Annotated in this window: 19 protein-coding genes; 2 read left to right on the forward strand and 17 right to left on the reverse strand. The window is 67.0% G+C overall.

The annotated features are described in order from the left end of the window. Positions 1–3: 3 nt before the first annotated feature. From paaD to paaF, 10 genes are all read right to left on the reverse strand, one after another. Positions 4–528, reverse strand: coding sequence for a 1,2-phenylacetyl-CoA epoxidase subunit PaaD (gene paaD / locus LU688_RS14280; RefSeq protein WP_104443880.1), 525 nt, complete (start codon positions 526–528; stop codon positions 4–6). Continuing rightward, positions 515–1,273, reverse strand: a complete 759-nt coding sequence (gene paaC, locus LU688_RS14285) for a 1,2-phenylacetyl-CoA epoxidase subunit PaaC (RefSeq protein WP_094009898.1) — start codon at positions 1,271–1,273, stop codon at positions 515–517. The genes paaD and paaC overlap by 14 nt, the downstream gene beginning before the upstream one ends. 8 nt (positions 1,274–1,281) lie before the next feature. After that, complete coding sequence (gene paaB / locus LU688_RS14290) at positions 1,282–1,563, reverse strand: 1,2-phenylacetyl-CoA epoxidase subunit PaaB (protein ID WP_023631078.1); 282 nt, start codon at positions 1,561–1,563, stop codon at positions 1,282–1,284. A gap of 26 nt (positions 1,564–1,589) precedes the next feature. Further along, positions 1,590–2,579 carry a 1,2-phenylacetyl-CoA epoxidase subunit PaaA gene (paaA, locus tag LU688_RS14295; RefSeq protein ID WP_094009899.1) on the reverse strand — a complete coding sequence of 330 codons (990 nt, stop codon included), beginning with the start codon at positions 2,577–2,579 and terminating at the stop codon, positions 1,590–1,592. 215 nt (positions 2,580–2,794) lie between these two features. Continuing rightward, positions 2,795–4,114 (reverse strand): phenylacetate--CoA ligase PaaK, encoded by a 1,320-nt coding sequence (gene paaK, locus LU688_RS14300; RefSeq protein ID WP_038707537.1) that lies wholly within the window; start codon positions 4,112–4,114, stop codon positions 2,795–2,797. A 94-nt stretch (positions 4,115–4,208) separates the two neighbouring features. Then, the gene (pcaF, locus tag LU688_RS14305; protein ID WP_104443878.1) at positions 4,209–5,429 is read right to left on the reverse strand and encodes a 3-oxoadipyl-CoA thiolase; all 1,221 of its coding nucleotides are present in this window, start codon (positions 5,427–5,429) and stop codon (positions 4,209–4,211) included. Continuing rightward, a complete protein-coding gene (paaI, locus tag LU688_RS14310) occupies positions 5,422–5,871 on the reverse strand; it encodes a hydroxyphenylacetyl-CoA thioesterase PaaI (protein WP_038706126.1) in 450 nt (149 codons plus the stop codon). The genes pcaF and paaI overlap by 8 nt, the downstream gene beginning before the upstream one ends. Beyond that, complete coding sequence (gene paaH / locus LU688_RS14315; RefSeq protein ID WP_104443876.1) at positions 5,864–7,381, reverse strand: 3-hydroxyacyl-CoA dehydrogenase PaaH; 1,518 nt, start codon at positions 7,379–7,381, stop codon at positions 5,864–5,866. Before paaH ends, paaI begins: the two co-directional genes overlap by 8 nt. A gap of 2 nt (positions 7,382–7,383) precedes the next feature. Continuing rightward, on the reverse strand, positions 7,384–8,178 hold the full coding sequence (paaG, locus tag LU688_RS14320; RefSeq protein WP_104443875.1) for a 2-(1,2-epoxy-1,2-dihydrophenyl)acetyl-CoA isomerase PaaG: 795 nt from the start codon (positions 8,176–8,178) through the stop codon (positions 7,384–7,386). Positions 8,179–8,209: 31 nt separating this feature from the next. Then, entirely contained in the window at positions 8,210–8,983 is a 774-nt protein-coding gene (gene paaF / locus LU688_RS14325) for a 2,3-dehydroadipyl-CoA hydratase PaaF (RefSeq protein WP_160290662.1), read from the reverse strand. A 340-nt stretch (positions 8,984–9,323) separates the two neighbouring features. On the opposite strand from paaF, the gene paaY reads away from it, so the two are divergent. Beyond that, positions 9,324–9,923, forward strand: a complete 600-nt coding sequence (gene paaY, locus LU688_RS14330) for a phenylacetic acid degradation protein PaaY (RefSeq protein WP_094009904.1) — start codon at positions 9,324–9,326, stop codon at positions 9,921–9,923. A 59-nt stretch (positions 9,924–9,982) separates the two neighbouring features. Then, complete coding sequence (gene paaX / locus LU688_RS14335; protein WP_104443873.1) at positions 9,983–10,906, forward strand: phenylacetic acid degradation operon negative regulatory protein PaaX; 924 nt, start codon at positions 9,983–9,985, stop codon at positions 10,904–10,906. A gap of 56 nt (positions 10,907–10,962) precedes the next feature. Here paaX and LU688_RS14340 read toward each other — a convergent pair whose 3' ends face one another. The 7 genes from LU688_RS14340 to LU688_RS14370 all read right to left on the reverse strand — a co-directional run bounded on the left by LU688_RS14340 (position 10,963) and on the right by LU688_RS14370 (position 19,282). After that, complete coding sequence (locus LU688_RS14340; RefSeq protein WP_094009906.1) at positions 10,963–11,946, reverse strand: fatty acid desaturase family protein; 984 nt, start codon at positions 11,944–11,946, stop codon at positions 10,963–10,965. A 19-nt stretch (positions 11,947–11,965) separates the two neighbouring features. Continuing rightward, on the reverse strand, positions 11,966–13,033 hold the full coding sequence (locus tag LU688_RS14345) for a GNAT family N-acetyltransferase (protein WP_232888158.1): 1,068 nt from the start codon (positions 13,031–13,033) through the stop codon (positions 11,966–11,968). Between the two features lie 438 nt (positions 13,034–13,471). Continuing rightward, positions 13,472–14,767, reverse strand: a complete 1,296-nt coding sequence (locus tag LU688_RS14350) for a histidine decarboxylase (RefSeq protein WP_094009908.1) — start codon at positions 14,765–14,767, stop codon at positions 13,472–13,474. An 81-nt stretch (positions 14,768–14,848) separates the two neighbouring features. Then, positions 14,849–15,631: a 2,3-dihydro-2,3-dihydroxybenzoate dehydrogenase gene (dhbA, locus tag LU688_RS14355; RefSeq protein ID WP_353511530.1), complete on the reverse strand. Its 783-nt coding sequence runs from the start codon at positions 15,629–15,631 to the stop codon at positions 14,849–14,851. Then, positions 15,598–16,464 carry an isochorismatase gene (locus LU688_RS14360; RefSeq protein ID WP_023632374.1) on the reverse strand — a complete coding sequence of 289 codons (867 nt, stop codon included), beginning with the start codon at positions 16,462–16,464 and terminating at the stop codon, positions 15,598–15,600. Before LU688_RS14360 ends, dhbA begins: the two co-directional genes overlap by 34 nt. A 17-nt stretch (positions 16,465–16,481) precedes the next feature. Then, entirely contained in the window at positions 16,482–18,083 is a 1,602-nt protein-coding gene (locus LU688_RS14365) for a (2,3-dihydroxybenzoyl)adenylate synthase (RefSeq protein WP_094009909.1), read from the reverse strand. Between the two features lie 26 nt (positions 18,084–18,109). Further along, positions 18,110–19,282 carry an isochorismate synthase gene (locus LU688_RS14370; RefSeq protein ID WP_094009910.1) on the reverse strand — a complete coding sequence of 391 codons (1,173 nt, stop codon included), beginning with the start codon at positions 19,280–19,282 and terminating at the stop codon, positions 18,110–18,112. Positions 19,283–19,362: the final 80 nt, after the last annotated feature.

Here is a 19,362-nt window from a genome sequence, read left to right on the forward strand (position 1 = left end):
GGCTCAAAGGCATTTGAAATAGTCGAACGGTTCCAGGCAGGCGCGGCAGCGGTACAGGGCCTTGCAGGCGGTGGAGCCGAACTGGCTGAGCAGTTCGGTATCGGCGCTGCCGCACTGCGGGCAACACACGCTGGGTGCCGCACCGCGCAGGTTGGCGCTGCCCTCGGGTGGGGCGATGCCGTAGGCGCGCAGCCGCTCACGGCCTTGCGCACTGATCCAGTCGGTGCTCCACGCCGGGGTGAGACGACGCTCCAGTGCAGGCTCGGCGAAGCCGGCCTGTTCCAAAGCCTGGCGAATGTCACTCTCGATCACCTCGGTGGCCGGGCAGCCGGAGTAGGTCGGGGTGACCACCAGGTGCAGGTGGCCGGCGCGCCAGTCGAGGTCGCGCACGATACCCAGGTCGACCACGCTGACTACCGGTACTTCCGGGTCCATCACCTCGGCCAGCACCGCCCAGGCTCGGCTCAGGTCGCCATCGCGCAAGGCCCTGGCGCCGCGGTCGCCGGCGATCAGCTCACCAGGTCGCATCGGGGTAGGCTCGCGGCAGGCACTGCATTTCAGCCAGCAGCAGGCCGAGGTGTTCGCTGTGCAGGCCCTTGCGCCCGTCCAGGTAGAAGTGGCTGGCGGCCTTGGGCAGGGGCAGGTCGACCGAGGCGAAGATGGCCGTGACGGTGTTCAGCCAGTGCTGGGCGATCCGCGCCGGATCGGCGCCGACACCGGCATTGGCCAGCTGGACTTCGCCGTCGTTGGCCACGCTCAATTCGACCGTGAAGCGCCACAGTGTCGGGATGGCTTCGAGCATGCGCCGACGGCTTTCATCAGTGCCGCCGCCCAGGCGCTGCACCCATTCGCCGGAGCGGCGCAGGTGGTAGGTGACTTCTTTCAGGGCCTTGGCGGCGATGCCGGCGATGCGTTCATCGCGCGAGGCGCCGAGCGCTTCAAGCGTGGCGTGGTGCCAGGCGTCGTACAGGAACTGCTTGAGCATAGTTACGGCGTAGTCGCCGTTGGGTTGCTCGACCAGCAGCAGGTTGCGGTAGGCGCGCTCGTCGCGGCGGAACGCCAGGGCATCGGCGTCGCGGCCGTCGTCCAGCAATTCGGCGGCATAGTCCAGCCAGTTGCGCGCCTGGCCCACCAGGTCGAGGCCGACGTTCATCAGCGCCAGTTCTTCTTCCAGCGCCGGCGCCTTGCCGCACCACTCGCACAGGCGCTGGCCCTGGACCAGGGCACTGTCGCCGAGCAGCAGCAGGTATTGGATGAGTGCTTGCTTGTGCATGACGGGCCTCACATGTGTCCGACTTCGGCGGGCAGCTCGTAGAAGCTGGCATGGCGGTAGACCTTGTCGTCCGCCGGGGCAAACAGCGGGTCCTTCTCGTCGGGCGAAGAGGCGGTGATCAGCGCCGAGGGCACCACCCACAGGCTCACGCCTTCGCTGCGGCGGGTGTACAGCTCGCGGGCGTTCTCGATGGCCATGGCGGCGTCGGCGGCATGCACGCTGCCGACGTGCTTGTGGTTCAGGCCGTGCTTGCTGCGCACGAATACTTCGTAGAGGGTCCAGTCAGACATGCTCGATCTCCGCATCGATGGCCGCTTCAGGCGGCGTTCTTGTTGTGTTGCTTGCGCGCATAGGCCACGGCGGCCTCGCGTACCCAGGCGCCGTCTTCGATGGCCTTGCGGCGGGTGGCGACGCGCTCCTGGTTGCATGGGCCGTTGCCCTTGAGCACCTCGTAGAACTCTTCCCACTGGATCTGGCCGAAGTCGTAATGGCCGCGTTCGGCGTTCCACCTGAGCTCAGGGTCGGGAGCGGTGCAGCCGAGCAGTTCCAGCTGCGGCACGGTCTGGTCGATGAAGCGCTGGCGCAGTTCGTCGTTGCTCTGGCGCTTGATCTTCCAGGCCATGGATTGCGCGCTATTGGGCGAATGTTCGTCGCTGGGGCCGAACATCATCAGCGCCGGCCACCACAGGCGGTCGATGGCGTCCTGGACCATGTCCTTCTGCGCCTGGGTACCGTGGCGCATCATGGTCAGCAGCAGTTCGTAGCCCTGGCGCTGGTGGAAGCTTTCTTCCTTGCAGATGCGGATCATGGCGCGGGAGTAGGGGCCGTAGGAGGTGCGCTGCAGCACCACCTGGTTGACGATCGCCGCGCCGTCCACCAGCCAGCCGACCGCGCCCATGTCGGCCCAGCTCAGGGTCGGGTAGTTGAAGATGCTCGAGTACTTGGCCTTGCCGCTGTGCAGCTTGGCGATCTCTTGGTCGCGGTCGGCGCCAAGGGTTTCCATGGCGCTGTACAGGTACAGGCCGTGGCCGGCCTCGTCCTGGATCTTGGCCATCAACTGCAGCTTGCGCTTGAGCGAAGGGGCGCGAGTGACCCAGTTGCCTTCCGGGAGCATGCCGACGATCTCGGAATGGGCGTGCTGGGAAATCTGGCGGATGAGCGTCTGGCGGTAGGCCTCGGGCATCCAGTTCTTGGCTTCGATCTTGATCTCGGCGTCGATCTTCTCCTGGAAGGCGCGCTCTTCGGGCGACATCTCTTCCAGGGTCTTCAGGCGCTTGACGCCGGTTTCTACGAGCTGTGCGTACATGGTCGTGCTCCCGCTGATGGGCTGCTTGGGGCGTGGGTCATTTATAAGCGATACAAAACACAACATCAAACAGTATTTGATGTATCAAATAAGATTTGTGTATCGCTTTCGCATGAGTTGGCCGGGCGTGGCAGCGGGCTTGCCCCGCGATAACGTTCGGCCAGGCGAAAAAAAGCCCCGGAACTTGGCCGGGGCTTTCCAGTAACCGCTATCGGTCAGCTGGCCAGGCGCTTGTCATACACATGACAGGCCTTGCCTTCCGAGCGTTTCAGCGTGCCGCACGGCTGCAACTGGATCTGCGTGCTGATGCCGATGTAGGTCTTGATCTGCTTCGCCAGTTCACCCACCACTTGCTTGCGCTGGCCCTCGTCGAGGTACTGGCTGTCGCTGCGCAGTTCAACATGCACCTCGACGCTGTCGAGATTTCCATTACGATACAGGTGGATCTCATATAGCTCGGAAAGCTGTTTTATCTTGAGTACCTGTTCCTCGATCTGCGTCGGGAACACATTGACCCCGCGAATGATCAGCATGTCGTCGCTGCGCCCGGTGATCTTGCCGATGCGCCGCATCGGCCGCGCCGTGCCCGGCAGCAGGCGGGTGAGGTCGCGGGTGCGGTAGCGCACCATCGGCAACGCCTCCTTGCTCAGCGAGGTGAACACCAGCTCGCCGAGCTGGCCGTCCGGCAGCACCTGGCCTGTGACCGGGTCGATGATCTCGGGGTAGAAATGGTCTTCCCAGATGGTCGGGCCGTCCTTGGTCTCGATGCACTCCATGGCCACGCCCGGGCCCATGATTTCCGAGAGCCCGTAGATATCCAGGGCGTCGATGCCCAAGCGCTGCTCGATGGCGCGGCGCAGTTCGTCGGTCCAGGGTTCGGCGCCGAAGATGCCCAGGCGCAGCTTGAGGTCGTGCGGGTCGATGCCCTGGCGCTCGATCTCGTCGGCGAGGTTGAGCATGTACGAGGGGGTGACCATGATGATGTCCGGCTGGAAGTCGCGGATCAGCTGCACCTGCTTCTCGGTCTGGCCGCCGGACATGGGGATCACCGTGCAGCCCAGGCGCTCGGCGCCGTAGTGCGCGCCCAGGCCGCCGGTGAACAGGCCGTAGCCGTAGGAGACATGCACCTTGTCGCCGCGGCGCCCGCCGGCGGCGCGAATCGAGCGCGCCACCACGTTGGCCCAGGTGTCGATGTCGTTCTGGGTGTAGCCGACCACCGTCGGCTTGCCGGTGGTGCCGCTGGAGGCGTGCAGGCGCACCACCTGGTCCTGGGGCACGGCAAACATGCCGTAGGGGTAGTTGTCGCGCAGGTCGTTCTTGCCGGTGAAGGGGAAGCGGGCCAGGTCCTCCAGCGATTTCAGGTCGTCGGGATGGGCGCCACAGGCGTCGAAGCGCTGGCGGTACAGCGGCACATTGGCGTAGGCGTGGTTCAGGCTCCAGCGCAGGCGCTCCAGCTGGTGCTGGCGCAGTGCGTCGAGGCTGGCGGTTTCCATCGGGTCGAGCAGGGCGCGGTCGGCATCGTGGTAGAGATTCATGGTTTCACTCGAGTTGTTCTTGTCGTGGGCAGGGGCCCTGAGTGTCATGGCAGGCAGCATACTGCCCGCGTCGCGTGGCGTCTCTGGCGGCTGATCAGAGGCGCTCGATCACCAGGGCGATGCCCTGGCCGACGCCGATGCACATGGTGCACAGGGCGTAACGGCCACCGGTCTGCTCCAGCTGGTGCAGGGCGGTTGTGACCAGACGTGCGCCGCTCATGCCCAGCGGGTGGCCCAGGGCGATGGCGCCACCGTTGGGGTTGACCCGCGGATCGTCGTCGGCCAGGCCCAGCTCGCGCAGCACGGCCAGGCCCTGGGCGGCAAAGGCTTCGTTGAGCTCGATCACGTCCATGTCGGCCAGCGCCAGGCCGGTCAGCTCCAGTACCTTGTGGGTCGCCGGCACCGGGCCGATGCCCATGAGGCGTGGCTCGACGCCCGCCACCGCCAGGCCGAGCACCCGGCCACGGGCCTTGAGGCCGTGGCGTTGCGCGGCCCGTGGGCTGGCCAGCAGCAGGGCGCAGGCGCCGTCATTGACCCCCGAGGCATTGCCGGCGGTGACGCTGCCGCCCTCACGGAACGGCGTGCCCAGGCGCGCCAGTTGTTCCAGGGTGGTGTCGCCTCGTGGATGTTCATCATGCTCGACGCGTTTGGGCGGGCCTTTGCGCTGCGGGATCTCCACCGCGACGATCTCCTGGGCCAGACGGCCATTGGCCTGGGCGGCGGCGGCCTTGAGCTGGCTGCGCAGGGCGAAGGCATCCTGGTCTTCGCGGGAGATGTCGAAGCGCTCGGCGACGTTCTCGGCGGTTTCGGGCATCGAATCGATGCCGTATTGCGCCTGCATCGAAGGGTTGACGAAGCGCCAGCCGATGGTGGTGTCGAACAGTTGCGCGCTGCGGCCAAAGGCCTGTTCCGACTTGCCCATGACGAAGGGTGCCCGCGACATCGACTCGACGCCGCCGGCCAGCATCAGCCCGGCTTCGCCGCAGCGCAGGGCGCGGGCAGCGTTGCCGATGGCGTCGAGGCCCGAGCCACACAGGCGGTTGATCGTGGTGCCGGACACCTCGATCGGCAGCCCGGCCAGCAGGGCGGCCATGCGCGCGACGTTGCGGTTGTCTTCGCCGGCCTGGTTGGCGCACCCGAGGATCACATCGTCCAGCGCCGCCCAGTCCAGGCCGGGATGGCGCGCCATCAGCGCCTTGATCGGCACCGCGGCAAGGTCGTCGGGGCGCACGCTCGACAGGGCGCCGCCGTAGCGGCCGATGGGGGTGCGCACGGCATCGATGATCAGCGCGTGGGGCAGGCTGGCGTCAGTCATTTGAAGTCTCCGGCGACAGCACGGTGCCGCGCACTTTGTAGGATTTGCCGTGGAACAGGGCGATCAGCTCGCCCTGCTGGTTCTCGATGCGCACGTCGTAGTTGCCGGTGCGGCCTTTGCGGCTTTGTTCGCTGGCGCTGGCCTGCAGGCGGTCGCCGAGCCGCGCCGGGGCCACATAGTCGATGCTGCAACCCAGGGCCACGGCCGCTTCATCGTAGCTGTTGCAGGCGAAGGCGAAGGCCGAATCGGCCAGGGCGAACAGGTAGCCGCCATGGCAGGTGCCGTGGCCCTGGATCATGTCGGCGCGCACGGTCATGCCCAGGCGGGCGCTGCCGGGGCCGGCTTCGAGCAGCTCGATGCCCAGGCCCTGGCTGGCGGCGTCACGGCCGAACATGGCCTCGGCGCAGGCGCGGGCCAAAGCGTGTGTGGATTGATCAGCCATGCAGGCGGCCTCCTTCGGCGTGGGTGCGGCGCAGCAACAGGGACGGCCGGTAACGTTCCTCGCCGTAGCTGCGTTGCAGGTTGTCGAGCACGTTCAGGGTGTAGCCGATGCCCAGCTGGTCGGCCCAGGCCAGCGGGCCGCGCGGGTAGTTGACCCCGGCGCGCATCGCCAGGTCGATGTCGCCGGGGGTGGCGACGCCTTGCAGCACGGCGTCGGCGGCTTCGTTGGCGAGCATGGCCACGGTGCGCAGCACCACCAGGCCGGGCAGGTCGGCCACCTGGCAGGCGCTCAGGCCGGCCCGGGCAAGCAGGGCGACGGCCTGGTCCAGGGCCACGGCGCTGCATTCGGCGCCGTGGCTGATGGCCAGGCGCGGGGCGCTGGCGTAGTCCAGGGCCAGGTCCAGCAGCACCAGGTTGCGCAAGCCGTCCTCGCGGGCGCGCTGGCTGGCCAGGCGGCCATCGGACAACGCCAGGGTGGCATCTCCCACACGGAGCAGGCCGGTGCCGGCGCGTTCGGTGACGCCGACACCATTGGCGCGCAAGCGCTCGACCAGGGGCTGCAGGGCACCCAGGTCACCCTCCACCGTGCAGCGTTTGACAGACGTCTGACTGGTGAGCGTTGCGGGCTCTGGCCGCTCGGTACCTTCGGTGTAGCTGTAGAAGCCTTGGCCGGTCTTGCGCCCGAGCCGTCCTGCGTCGACCAGCTCTTTCTGCACCAGCGACGGCTGAAAGCGGAAATCGCCATAGAAGGCTTCGAACACCGAGCAGGTCACCGCGTAGTTGACGTCGTGGCCGATCAAGTCGGTGAGTTCGAATGCGCCCATGCGAAAGCCCCCGGCATCGCGCAGCAGGGCATCGAGGGTGGCGCAGTCGGCGGCGCCTTCCTGCAGCAGGCGCAGGCTTTCGGCATAGAAGGGCCGGGCCACGCGGTTGACGATAAAGCCCGGCGTCGAACGGGCATGCACCGGTTGCTTGCCCCAGGCGCGGGCGGTGTCGTAAAGCGTGGCCGCCAGGCTCGGCGCGGTGGCCAGCCCGGAGACGACCTCCACCAGCGCCATCAAGGGCGCCGGGTTGAAGAAGTGCATGCCAATGACCCGCTCCGGGTGTTTGAGCCCGGCGGCGAGGCTGGTGATCGACAGCGAGGAAGTGTTGCTGGCCAGGATGCAGTCCGTGGCGCACAGGCCTTCAAGCCGACGCAGCAGGTCCTGTTTGACAGGCAGTTGTTCGACGATGGCTTCGATCACCAGATGGGCGTCGGCCAGGGCGTCGAGGGTATCCACCGGTTGCAGCCGGTCGCGGATCACGCTGCGGCTGTCAGGCGCAAGCTTGCCTTTTTCCACCTGCCGGCCGAGCAGGCGATCGATGCCTTCGATCGCCTGCTCGGCGGCGCCGGGGCGCGTATCGTAGAGGCGCACGGGATGGCCGGCCTGGGCCGCCACCTGGGCGATGCCGGCCCCCATGGCGCCTGCGCCGATCACTGCCACCAGGGCGTCATTGTCGAGTGCGGCCATGATCAGCGCCCCTTGAACACAGGTGTACGTTTGTTCATGAAGGCGCTGACGCCCTCGCGGTAGTCCTCGCTGCGCCCGGCCAGGCGCTGGAGGTCGCGCTCGAGCTCCAGCTGCTCATCGAAGCGGTTGTCGAAGCTCTGGTTGAGGGCGCGCTTGATCAAGGCCAGGCCGTAGGTGGGCTGGGCCGCCAGGTGACGGGCCAGGCCAAGTGCTTCGTCGCGCAGCACGGCATCGTCCACCACCCGGTGGATCAGCCCCCATTGCTCGGCCTGCTCGGCGCTCAGGCGCTCGCCCAGCAAGGCCAGCGCCTTGGCCCGGGCCATGCCGACCAGCCTGGGCAGCAACCAGGTGCCGCCGGAGTCCGGCACCAGGCCAATCTTGCAGAACGCCTGGATGAAGCTCGCCGAGCGTGCCGCCAGCACCAGGTCGCAGGCCAGTGGCAGGTTGGCCCCGGCACCGGCGGCCACGCCGTTGACCGCGCAGATCACCGGCAGCGGCAGGTCGCGCAGGCTGCGCACCAGCGGGTTGTAGAACTGCTCGATGGACTGGCCAAGGTCGGGCAGCTCGGCGCCGGGCGCGACATTGCGGTCGGCCAGGTCCTGGCCTGCGCAGAAGCCACGGCCTTCGCCGGTCAGCAGCAGTACCCGGGCGCGTTCGCTGTGGCGTACCTGCTTCAAGGCCTCGCGCACCTCCAGGTGCATCGCGGTATTGAAGCTGTTGAGCTGCTCGGGCCGGTTGAGCGAGAGGAGGGCAACGCCGTCGTCGCCGATGGAAAACAGGATGTGCTGGAAAGACATGACTGGCTCGCTCCGTCAGTCGGTGGAAGGCTTACAGCCCTTGGAATCGGGCCGGGCGTTTTTCCTGGAAGGCACGGATGCCTTCGTTGCGGTCGGCGGTGCCGGCCAGCAGGGTGAAGGCGTGGCGCTCGAAGCGCAGGCCGCTCGCCAGGTCCATGTCCTGGGCCTTGAGCAGCGCCTCCTTGGCTAGGCGCACCGCCAGCGGCGCCTTGGCGGCGATGGCGACGGCTACCTGCAGGGCACGCTCGACGGTGAGTTCGGGCTCGGTGACTTCACTGACCAGGCCGGCCTGCAGGGCATGGCGGGCGCCGATGGCCTCGCCGCCGAGGACCATCTGCATGGCCAGCGGCTTGCCCACGGCGCGCAGCAGGCGCTGGGTGCCGCCGGCGCCGGGGAGGATGCCGAGGTTGATTTCCGGCTGGCCGAAACGGGCGTCGCTGCCAGCGATGACGATATCGGCGCACATCACCAGTTCGCAGCCGCCGCCGAGGGCGAAGCCGTTGACCGCGGCGATCAGGGGTTTGCCGAAACCGGCGATGCTTTGCCAGTGGGCCACGCGTGGGTCGTCGAGGATGCCGACCAGGTCGCGCTCGGCCATTTCGTTGATATCGGCGCCGGCGGCGAAGGCCTTGCGGCTGCCGGTGATGACCACGGCTCGGATCTGCGGATCCTGGTCGGCGGCATGCAGTTCTGCGGCCAGCTCTTCCAGCAGCGCTGTGTTCAGGGCGTTCAGGGCTTGCGGGCGGTGCAGGGTGATCAGGCGGACACCGTCCGCCGGGGCCTGCACGATGAGGTTGCTTGGCATGGGATACCTCGGGCTGCACGTTCGGCGCCGGCTGGGGGCCGGCTTTTCTTGAAGTTTTTCGTGGTGCTGGGGCAAGTATATGTTCAATGCGATACATAAAATCAACATGGAAATTATAATTACGTATCTTTATGTGAGGCGAGTTACGCTATCGCGGGACAAACCCGCTCCCACGCTGCCTTGCTTTCATAGCTGATATTGGGGCGGGCTTGCCTAGTGATGAGGTCTTCACAGGTCTGAAGCTTGGTGAAGAATGCGATACACCAGCAAGGTGTTGACTAAGTGATTTGATCTGATACAGGATCGACAAGTCTTCTGAATCATATCGAGAGCCAGACCCATGCCCTGCTACCGCCTCGACGGCCTGACCCCCGTGGTCCATCCCAGCGCCTATGTACACCCCAGCGCCGTACTGATCGGCGACGTGCTGGTCGGCGCAAACTGCTACATCGGCCCCTTGGCCTCGCTGCGCGGCGATTTCGGGCGAATCATCCTGGAAGAGGGCGCCAACCTGCAGGACACCTGCGTGATGCACGGTTTTCCCGGCGGCGACACGGTGGTCGAGCGCAACGGCCATATCGGCCATGGCGCCGTGCTGCACGGCTGCCGGATCGGCGAGGATGCCCTGGTCGGCATGAACGCGGTGGTCATGGACGCCGCGCATATCGCCCCGCGCTGCATCGTCGCCGCCACGGCCTTCGTCAAGGCCGGCTTCGAATGCCCGCAGCAACACCTGGTGGTCGGCGCGCCGGCCGTGGCCAAGCGCCCGCTCAGCGACCAGGAACTGGCCTGGAAACAGCGCGGTACCGCCGAATACCACAGCCTCGCCCGGCGTTGCCTGAGCGCGCTGGTGGAATGCCCGCCATTGACCGCGCCGGAGCAGGACCGCCCGCGCATGGGCGACTCCGGCTTCAGGCCCAAGGCCGAGGGCGGTGCATGAGCCTTGCGCGGTCGCGGCAGGCAGGTATAGTCGAGGCTTTAGCCGCGCCTCGTTCCCCCATGAGCAGCCTTGCCCCCCTGAATCACCTGATCACCCGCTTCCAGGAGCAGACGCCGATCCGCGCCAGCTCCCTGATCATCACTCTCTACGGCGATGCCATCGAACCCCATGGCGGCACGGTCTGGCTGGGCAGCCTGATCAACCTGCTGGAGCCGATGGGCATTAACGAGCGGCTGATCCGCACCTCGATCTTCCGCCTGACCAAGGAAGGCTGGCTGACCGCCGAAAAGGTCGGTCGGCGCAGCTATTACAGCCTCACCGGCACCGGCCGGCGGCGCTTCGAAAAAGCCTTCAAGCGCGTCTACAGCGCCAGCCTGCCGGCCTGGAACGGCGCCTGGACCCTGGTGCTGCTGGCCCAGCTCGATGCCACCAAGCGCAAGGCCGTGCGTGAAGAGCTCGAGTGGCAAGGCTTCGGCGTCATGGGCGCGAACCTGCTGGGCTGCCCGCGCACCGACCGTGCCGACCTCGCTGCGACCCTGCGCGAGCAGGATGCCGAGGACGACTGCATCGTCTTCGAGACCCACGCCCAGGAAGTGCTGGCCTCCAAGGCCCTGCGCGCCCAGGTGCGGGAAAGCTGGAACATCGAGGAACTGGGCCAGCACTACAGCGAGTTCATCCGTCTGTTCCGCCCGTTGTGGCAGGCGATGAAGGACCTGGACGCGCCAAGCCCGCAGGACTGCTTCCTGGCGCGCACGCTGCTGATCCACGAGTACCGCCGCCTGCTGCTGCGTGATCCGCAGTTGCCGGACGAGCTGTTGCCGGGGGATTGGGAAGGCCGCGCGGCGCGGCAGCTGTGCCGCAACCTGTACCGGCTGGTGCAGGGCAGGGCGGAGGAGTACCTGGCCAGTGCGCTGGAGACGGCAGATGGGCCGTTGCCGGATGCCAACGAGAGTTACTTCAAGCGCTTTGGTGGGCTTGCTTGACAGGTGGTGCCCTGTAGGAACGGTCTTGCCCGTGCCTACAGGGGAGGGTGACGTTCTCAGCCACGCTGATCGAAGAAATGCCCCATCAGCTGCAACAACGGCCGGCGTCGGTTCTTCACCGCGAACTCCCATTCATGCGTCTGCGACGGCGCATGGCCGAGCTCATGCTCGCCCAGCAGCTTCTGCACCTTGGCCAGGCGGTACCAGGGCACCGAGGGGAAGGCATGGTGGACGATGTGCAGGTTGAAGTTGAGGATCACGAAGCGCGACCACAGCGGCAGGCTCTTGCAGTCGTGGGACACGCCGTCCTGCTCCCAGAACTGCAGGCGATCGGCATCGCGGGCGAGCAGCGGGGCCTCGGCGTGGTGCGGCAGGTTGAGCAGCTCGACCATGAAGAACAGGAACACCCAGGTGATCAGGTAGAACAGCACCAGGTCCAGCAGGTGCCCCAGGCTCCAGGCCAGCACGGCCGCCGCCAGGTAGCCGGCCAGGTACAGGCGGGCGAAGCGGATCTCCTTGAGGATCCGTGGCGAACTGTCGCCCTTGGCCTTGGCGATGAATGGCGCGCGCCAGTTGAGCAGGAAGTGGTTGGCGGCGATCATCGGAATCCAGTGCTTCCAGACGAACTCCAGGGTGCGCTCCTGCTTCTTGGTCATCACCGAGAAGCGCTCGATCATGCCGCGGTTCTCCGGGTCGTTCAGCGGGTGCGCAGTCCAGGTGTGGTGGGCCATGTGGAAGCGCCGGCGGACCAGGAACGGCAGGGCGATCAGCCAGCCGTTGCAGTGGCCGATGAAGTCGTTGAACCGACGGTTGGCCGAGGCGGCGCCGTGGGTCGCCTCGTGCATGATCAGGTAGAGCTGCACGGTGGCCAGACCTGCCAGCGCCAGGCCCAGCAACTGCAGGGCGGTGGAGTCGGCGAGCCACAGGTTCCAGGCCACCGCCAGCAGCAGCAGGTCGGCGACCCACAACATCACGGTCCAGGGTTCCCGGGCGCCGTCGGGGATCTGTTTTCTTACACTAAGCCATTGGTCCTTGGTCACTTGCTGAAACTCCGATCGGTTAGCTGGCGGCCCGGGAAACCGGGGCCGCGGGAAGGCTGCAGAGGTTGTTGGCCAGGTGCGCGTAGGCCAGGTCGAAGCGGGCGATGTCGTCATCGAAACCGTGGCTGCGCGGCGCCACGGCAAAGTCCTGGAACACCAGCTGGATGCAGTCGTAGCGGCTGCCGTTCTCCAGGTGCCAGGCCGGCAGGTAGGCGGTGATCGCAAAGCCCAGGCGGCGCAGGCTGGCCAGCAGCTCCAGCTTGTCGGCGAGGATCACCAGGCCGACGTACTCGGCCTGGGAATACTGACGCAGCAGCGCGCCCAGCTCGGTCAGCACGGCATGGGTCGAGCCATAGCGGCCGCATTGGCCCGACAGCATCAGCGCGGCGGCCTGCGGGTCGTGGCTGTAGCTGAGCTGGCCATGGCGTTCGATGCCGGTCGGGCCGCTGAGGTAGGTGTCCGGGTAGCTGCCGGGGGCAACGGCAAGCTGCAGGGCGGGGTAGAGCAGCCTGCGGATATAGTCGGCGGCGCGGGTGGTCACGTACCAGGGGGCGACGTGCGCGAAGCCGGCCTGGGGTACAGGGTGGATGGCGGTCAGGTGGTACTCGCGCAGGCCATCGACCTTGTCCGGGCCGCCGTCATGGCCCACCAGCACGGCGGGGCGGATCTTCTTCATGACACCGTGGCTGGCGATGTTGCGGGTAATGTAGAAGCCCAGTTCCATGGGCGCTGGCCGGTGCGTCTCGAAACAGAGGCGGACCAGGCTGGAGATGGCGCCGGTCCTGCGCGCGTCAGGGTGAATAACACCGTGGCACACCTCCCACGACTGGTTCCACGGGCGGCGGGCGATGCAGCAGCAACCGGCCAGGTTGCCCTCGGCCTCGGCGACGAACCACTGCTGTTGCCCGCTGCTCATCGAGTGGCGGATGTAGGACGCGCTCTGGCAGGGGTGGGTGGTCTGCCCATAGACCTGCTGGAACAGCGCGGCGAGGGCTTCGATATCGGCGGGGTTGGCCGGGCGATAGCGCAGTGTTTCGGTTTCCGGCAACGGCGCAACGGCCGTTTGCGGCGAACGGATCGCAGTCATGACGCACCTTTTGTCTTTATTGAAGGCGAACGAAGGCAGTGACCGCCCAGGGCAGGTCACGGGCAGGTGTCGGTTTTGGCGCTGCGGTCAGTGGCGGGAATGTCGTCGGTTGACGGCGAAGCAGGCGGGGGCGAGCAAAAGGCAAGGCAGGGCGGGTTTGAACGGAGCGTCATCCGTGAGCATGGCCATTACGCAACTCCTGTACATGGCGGGGTTCTTGTCCGAGGCAAACAGAAATCCTTCCCGTTGCCAGGAAACGGACTATAGAGCCACGCCATGGGCTGTCAAACGCGCACGGAGGGTCGCCTGCGCGGTGGTCTCTGCGGGGCGGCCAAGGGGCGGATCAGCCCGCCCCCGGTTTTTCGGCACGCCAGCTTCCAGGCGCGCGCGTTGTAGGCACAGGCTTACATGCAAACGCCCGGAATGACGACTCGGCGTTCAGCTATCGCTGCCCTTGGGATGGGCGATGATGCGTTGCGGTTCGGCTTTTCCCAGGCCCGGCGCTGGCACCCGCAGAGGCTGGCTGGCAGTGCTGTAGACCTGGGTGCGAGTGGCCAGCCCGTCGACCAGGGCGCCTTGCAACGGTTGCCTGGCTGGTGGCTTGCCACGGGCCTTGAGATCGGCGATCACCTCGTCGACCAAGGCATCGATCTGCGTGCTGTCCCGGTGGTGGGCGGTGGTGATCAAGTGCGCGGTGTCGCCCGAGGTGGCCAGGCAATGACGCTTCCACACGCTGGCCGAGGGGCAGGGGAACACCACGGTGATCGAATTGGGATTGCGCCAGGCGTCGATCCCCGCCGCCCGCAGCCGGTCCACCGCATGCTGGGCCAGGTCCAGGCAGCGTTGGATACGTTCACGCCAGTCGTCCATGGAGCGGCTGCGCAGGGCGGCCCACATCATCAGCGGCGTGTGGCCGTTGCGCGAGCCGCTGATGGTCTGGTCGCGGGCGCTGATGTAGTCGACCTCCACCGAGATGCGTTCGACGTTGGCGCGCCGTGCCACGACGATGCCGCAGGGCATCGGCGAGCCGATCATCTTGTGCCCCGAGACGCAGATCGAGTCGATGCCGTCGGCGAACGAGTAGGGCTCGGGAGCGTCGACGAAGGGCAGGATCATGCCGCTGAGTGCCGCGTCGGCATGCAGGTAGTAGTCCTCCCGGCGGATGCCGGCCTGGGCCAGGCGCTGCTGGATGGTGGCGATGTTGTCAGTGGCGCCGCGCAGGGTGGTGCCGATGTTGGCGAAGATGATCGGGTGGTGCTCGCCGTCGGCCGCGATCCGTGCGACCAGGTCGTCGTAGTCCATCTCGCCATTGGCCTGGGACGCCACCACCTGGGCCTTGATGCGCAGCAGGCGGACGATCTTGGCCACCGAGTAGTGGGTGTCCTGGGAGTAGTAGAGCGTGGCGTCGGGGAACAGCTCGCGGCCCAGGTAGCAGCCGAACATGTTGCCTTCGGTGCCGCCGTTGGTGACGTAGCCCCAGCTGTCCTCGAAGGGGATGTGGAACAGTTCGGCGAAGAAGCGCATCACCTCGCGCTCGAAATCGAAGGAATTGAGCAGGTAGTTGCTGTACTCGTTCCAGTCGCCGCAGTTGTTGATGGAAAAGCGCATGAAACGGTGCAGCAGGCTGTAGTCGAAGTCGGCGGATTCGGGGTAGCCGACATTGAAGTACTGGTGGGTGAGGCAGTAGCGCCAGAACGCCTCGAGACGTGTGTGGTCGGCAGGTGAGAATGTCATGTCCAGCTCCATGGAGCGCGCCCGGCCGACCAGGGCCGGGCGCGTTGCGGGTGAAAGTCCTTGTCGGTGGCCGTGTCGGGCTCAGGCGGCCAGGGTGGCGCCGCCGTCGACCACGATGTCCTGCAGGGTCACGTGGCCGGCCTGCTCGGAGGCGAGGAACAGCACCACATGAGCGATATCGTCGGGCGTGGCGATCTTGCCCAGGGGCACGCCGAGCTTGAACTGCTGTGGCAGGCCGTCGATCAACTGCCGTTCTGCCGCCGGATCGCCCAGCATGCCGGCCAGCATCGGCGTGCGCGTCGAGCCCGGCGAGACCACGTTGCAGCGCACGCCATAGGGCGCAAGCTCGAGGCCCACGCAGTGGCTGAGGCTGACCAGCGCGGCCTTGGAGGCGCAGTAGGCGGCCATGTTCAGCCGCGGCACATGGGCTGCATTGGAAGCGACGTTGACGATGGCGCCGCGGCGCTGGCGGCGGAACACCGGGGTCCACTGGCGCATCAGGTAGAACGGCGCGCTGGCATTGACGTCGAGGCAGCGCTGCCAGTCCTCGCAGGACACCTCGTCGCTGAGCCCGAGCCGCAGCACGCCGGCCACATTGACCAGCACATCGAGATACTGCGCCTGTTCCTTGAGCCGGTCGCAGACCCGTTGCACGTCGGCCGGGTCGGTCAGGTCGACATGCAGCAGCGGGAACGGCACGTCGGCCTCCTCGCAATCCAGGCCGATGACCTCGGCGCCTTCCTCGACAAAGCGCTGCGCCACGCAGCGGCCGATGCCGCTGGCGGCACCGGTGACCAGCACGCGCCGGCCAGTGAAGCGGGCCATGGCCATCAGGCGGCCCCCCGCGCTTGCACCAGCGACCACCAGCCATCCAGCGTCGGCGCGTTGGCCAGCTCCTCGAAGCTGACGGCGATGCCGCGCTGCTTGAGCTCGGCGGCCAGTTTCATCACCTGCAGCGAGTCGAGGCCGTAGAAGATCAGGCTTTCCTGGGGGTCGAGCTCGCTGTCGTCCTCGATCATCTGGCGCACCCGGCCGTGCAGCCAGTCACGGGTAGTCACGCCCGCCGGCTGGGTCAGCAGGGTGGCGGTGTCGGTGACATGGCCGCAGCGGGTGGCCACGTACTTCAGGGCCAGGCGGTGCTCCTCCTCGGAGAAATCGGCCACCGCGTCGCCCACCAGGAAGGCCTGGATATCGTTCATGAAGGCGTCGGCGGCGGTGATCATGCAGCCGATATGGGCGTACACGCCGCCGATCAGCAGTTGGTCCCGCTGCCAGCCGCGCATGCGTTCGAGCAGGTCGGAGCGCTGGAAGGCACTGTAGCGCCACTTGGTCAGCACGGTATCGCCCGGCTGCGGCGAAAGCGCGTCGATGATCGGTTGCTGTTCGGGGCTGGCCGCGGGCAGCCCCGGGCCCCACATGGCGTTGAGCAGGGCGCGGTCCTCAGGCGGCTGTTCATGGGGCTGGGCGGTGTAGACCACCGGGATGCCTTGCGCGCGAGCCCACTGGATCAGCCGCGACAGGTTGTCCACCAGCGCGGTGAGCAGGGCGCCGTCAGGCTGGTAGAAGCGCAGGAAATAGCGCTGCATGTCGTGGATCAGCAGCACGGCGCGGGCCGGGTCGGGTTGCCAGGTGGTCTTGTTGGCCGGGTAGCTGGCCGGTTGCGGCATGGGGTAGTCGTGGATGGTTGGAATGGTCATGTCGGGTCCTTGGACGGTCAGACGGTCGGGGCGACGGCGAGCAGCGCGCGCAGTTGCTTCTTGTCGATCTTGCCCACCGCGGTCAGCGGCATGGCGTCGATCAGCCGGATCCGATCCGGGAGCTTGTATTCGGCGATGCCCAGGCCCATGAGGTGGCGGCGCAAGGCGATCGGCTTGAGTTGCGGGTTGCGCGAGACGATGAAGGCGCAGCTCTTCTCGCCGAGCAGTTCGTCGGGCAGCGCCACCAGGGCGGCGTGGGTCACGTCGGGGTGCATGACGATCAGGTTCTCGATCTCCTCCGAAGCGACCTTCTCGCCGCCGCGGTTGATCTGGTCCTTGACCCGCCCGACGACCCGCAGGTTGCCGTCGGCGCTGCGCTGGACGATATCGCCGGAGTGGTAGAAACCGTCCTGGTCGAACACCTGGGCGTTGTGCTCGAGGCTCTTGTAGTAGCCGCAGAAGGTATAGGGGCCACGGGTGGCGAGCATGCCCGGCTCGCCGTCGGCGACCGGCTGGCCCTGTTCGTCGAGGATGCGCACCTCGTCCAGTTCGCTGATCGGCCGGCCCTGGGTGGTGAATACCTGTTCGTCGCTGTCATCCAGACGGGTGTAGTTGACCAGGCCCTCGGCCATGCCGAATACCTGCTGCAGCTTGCAGCCCAGCACCTCGGGAACCTGGCGCGCCAAGGCCTCGGCGAAACTGGCGCCACCGACCTGCAGCAGGCGCAGGCTGCGCAGCTTGGCGGCGTGCCCGGGGGCGGCCTGCAGCCACAGGGCCACGGCGCTGGGCACCAGGGCGGCCATGGTCACGGCGTGGCGTTCGATCAGGGCGAAGCAGTGCAACGGCTCCGGGTTGGCCGCCATGACGATGCAGCCGCCGGCGTGCAGCACGCCCAGGCCACCGGGGGAACTGAGGGTGTAGTTGTGCGCCGCCGGCAGCGCGCAGAGGAAGCGCGTGTCGCTGTCGAGGGCGCAGATCTGCGCGCTGGCCCGCACGCTGTAGGCGTAGTCGTTGTGGGTGCGCGGGATCAGTTTGGGGGTGCCGGTGCTGCCGCCGGACAGCTGGAACAACGCCACCTCGCCGCACGGGCTGGGCGCGTAGTGGGTGCCGCGCACATCGGCGCTGGCGCTCCAGTCGTCGAGGGCATCGAGCATCAGCGTCAGCTTCGGGCGCAGGCCTTCCTTGGCCAGGTCGTCGAGGAACGCGTCATTGCGGAATACCTCATGCTCCGCCGAAGCGATCAGCAGGGCCGGCTGGATCTGCCGGGCAAAGGCGCCCAGCTCGTGCTGGCGGTGGCTGTACAGCGCATTGACCGGGGCGATGCCGGCCTTGAGCAGGGCGAACAGCACGATGTAGAACTCGGCGACGTTGGGCAGCTGCACCAGCGCAGTGTCGCCCTGGCCCAGGCCGTGGGCGGCCAGGCGCGATGCCAGGTTGGAGGCACGGCGATCCAGTTCGCCGTAGCTGATGCGGCGCTCGCCGCAGAGGATCGCCGGGGCTTGCGGCTGCACGGCGGCGCGGGCGATCAGCAACTGGCTGAGCGGCTGGTCGTTCCAGTAGCCGGCGGCGCGATAGCGCTGCGCCCGGTCCGCGGGCCAGGGGGTGAATTCGATGGTCATGGGCATCTCGGAAAGCGGGTTTGAGGTCAATGGTCCAGGCCGCAGGCGCGCAGCATGGTGCCGAGCTTGGTCTGTACTTCGTTCCATTCGCTGTCGGGGCTGGAGGCCTCGACGATGCCGGCGCCGGCGAACAGGCGAACGCGCTGGCCGTTGAAGGTGCCGCAGCGGATGGTCACCACCCACTCGCCGTTGCCTTCGGCGTCGCACCAACCGACCATGCCGGTGAACAGGCCACGCTCGAAGGGCTCGACGAAGCGGATCAGCTGGCGGGCGCGCTCGGTGGGGTAACCGCATACGGCGGGGGTCGGGTGCAGGCGGCAGGCCAGTTGCAGGGCGTCGATATCGGCCGAGGCCAGTTCGCCCTCGATGCGCGTGGACAGGTGCCACAACGCGGCGGTGCTGATCAGCGAGGGCCGTTCGGGGACCTGCAGGCGGCTGCACAGCTCGCCGACGCGCTGGGCGATGTCCTCGGTGACCAGGCGGTGCTCGTAGTGGTCCTTCTCCGACGCCGCCAGCCATTGCGCATTGGCGCGGTCGGCCTCGGGGTCGGCCATGCGTCGCACGGAGCCGGCCAGCGGATTGCTGACGAAGGCGCTGCCTTGCTTGTGCACCAGCAGTTCCGGGCTCACCCCCAGCAGGGTGGAACCGTCGGCCAGGGGCACGTGGAAGTGGTAGCCCTCGCGGTTCAGTGCCTTGAGGTTGGCCTGCACCTGGGCCGTGTCCACGGGCGCGGCAAAGTGCAGTTCGCGCTGCACCGAGAGCACGGCCTTGCGCACATCGCTGTGCTGGAAGTTGACGATGGCGTGGCGCACGGCGCGCTTGAAACCGTGTTCGTCGGGGATGTTGGCCTGGCTGAGCAGAGCAGGCAGCGAGCCGGGCTTTACAGGAGCCGCGGCGCGCGCCTGCCAGGTATAGGCCTCGGGCACGTACAGGCTGGAAGCCTGGGTGGTGTCGAACGGGATTGCGCCGACCACGATGGGATTTTCCTGCCCGGCCTGGCGGGCGCGTTCGAAGGCCTGGTCGATGCTGCGCCGCAGTGCGCCACCGGCCAAATGGCTGGCGTGGGCCGCAGTGTCGATGCGTTCGCGCAGGCCGCTGACGCTCAGCTCGCGCTCGCCGGATGTGAATGAAAAGCTCGAATCCTCTTGGTTGAGCGGCATGGTGTCCCTGTCTTGCAAACGCAGGGTGCCTGTCTTCATGGGTTGCCTCCTTGGCGATGGGTGAGAAAGAAAACCTTGAAATATAATCATTCTCGTTAGTAAATATGAGGACGCGAAAC

The sequence above is a fragment of the Pseudomonas soli genome, from assembly GCF_021283165.2.
GTDB lineage: Bacteria > Pseudomonadota > Gammaproteobacteria > Pseudomonadales > Pseudomonadaceae > Aquipseudomonas > Aquipseudomonas soli.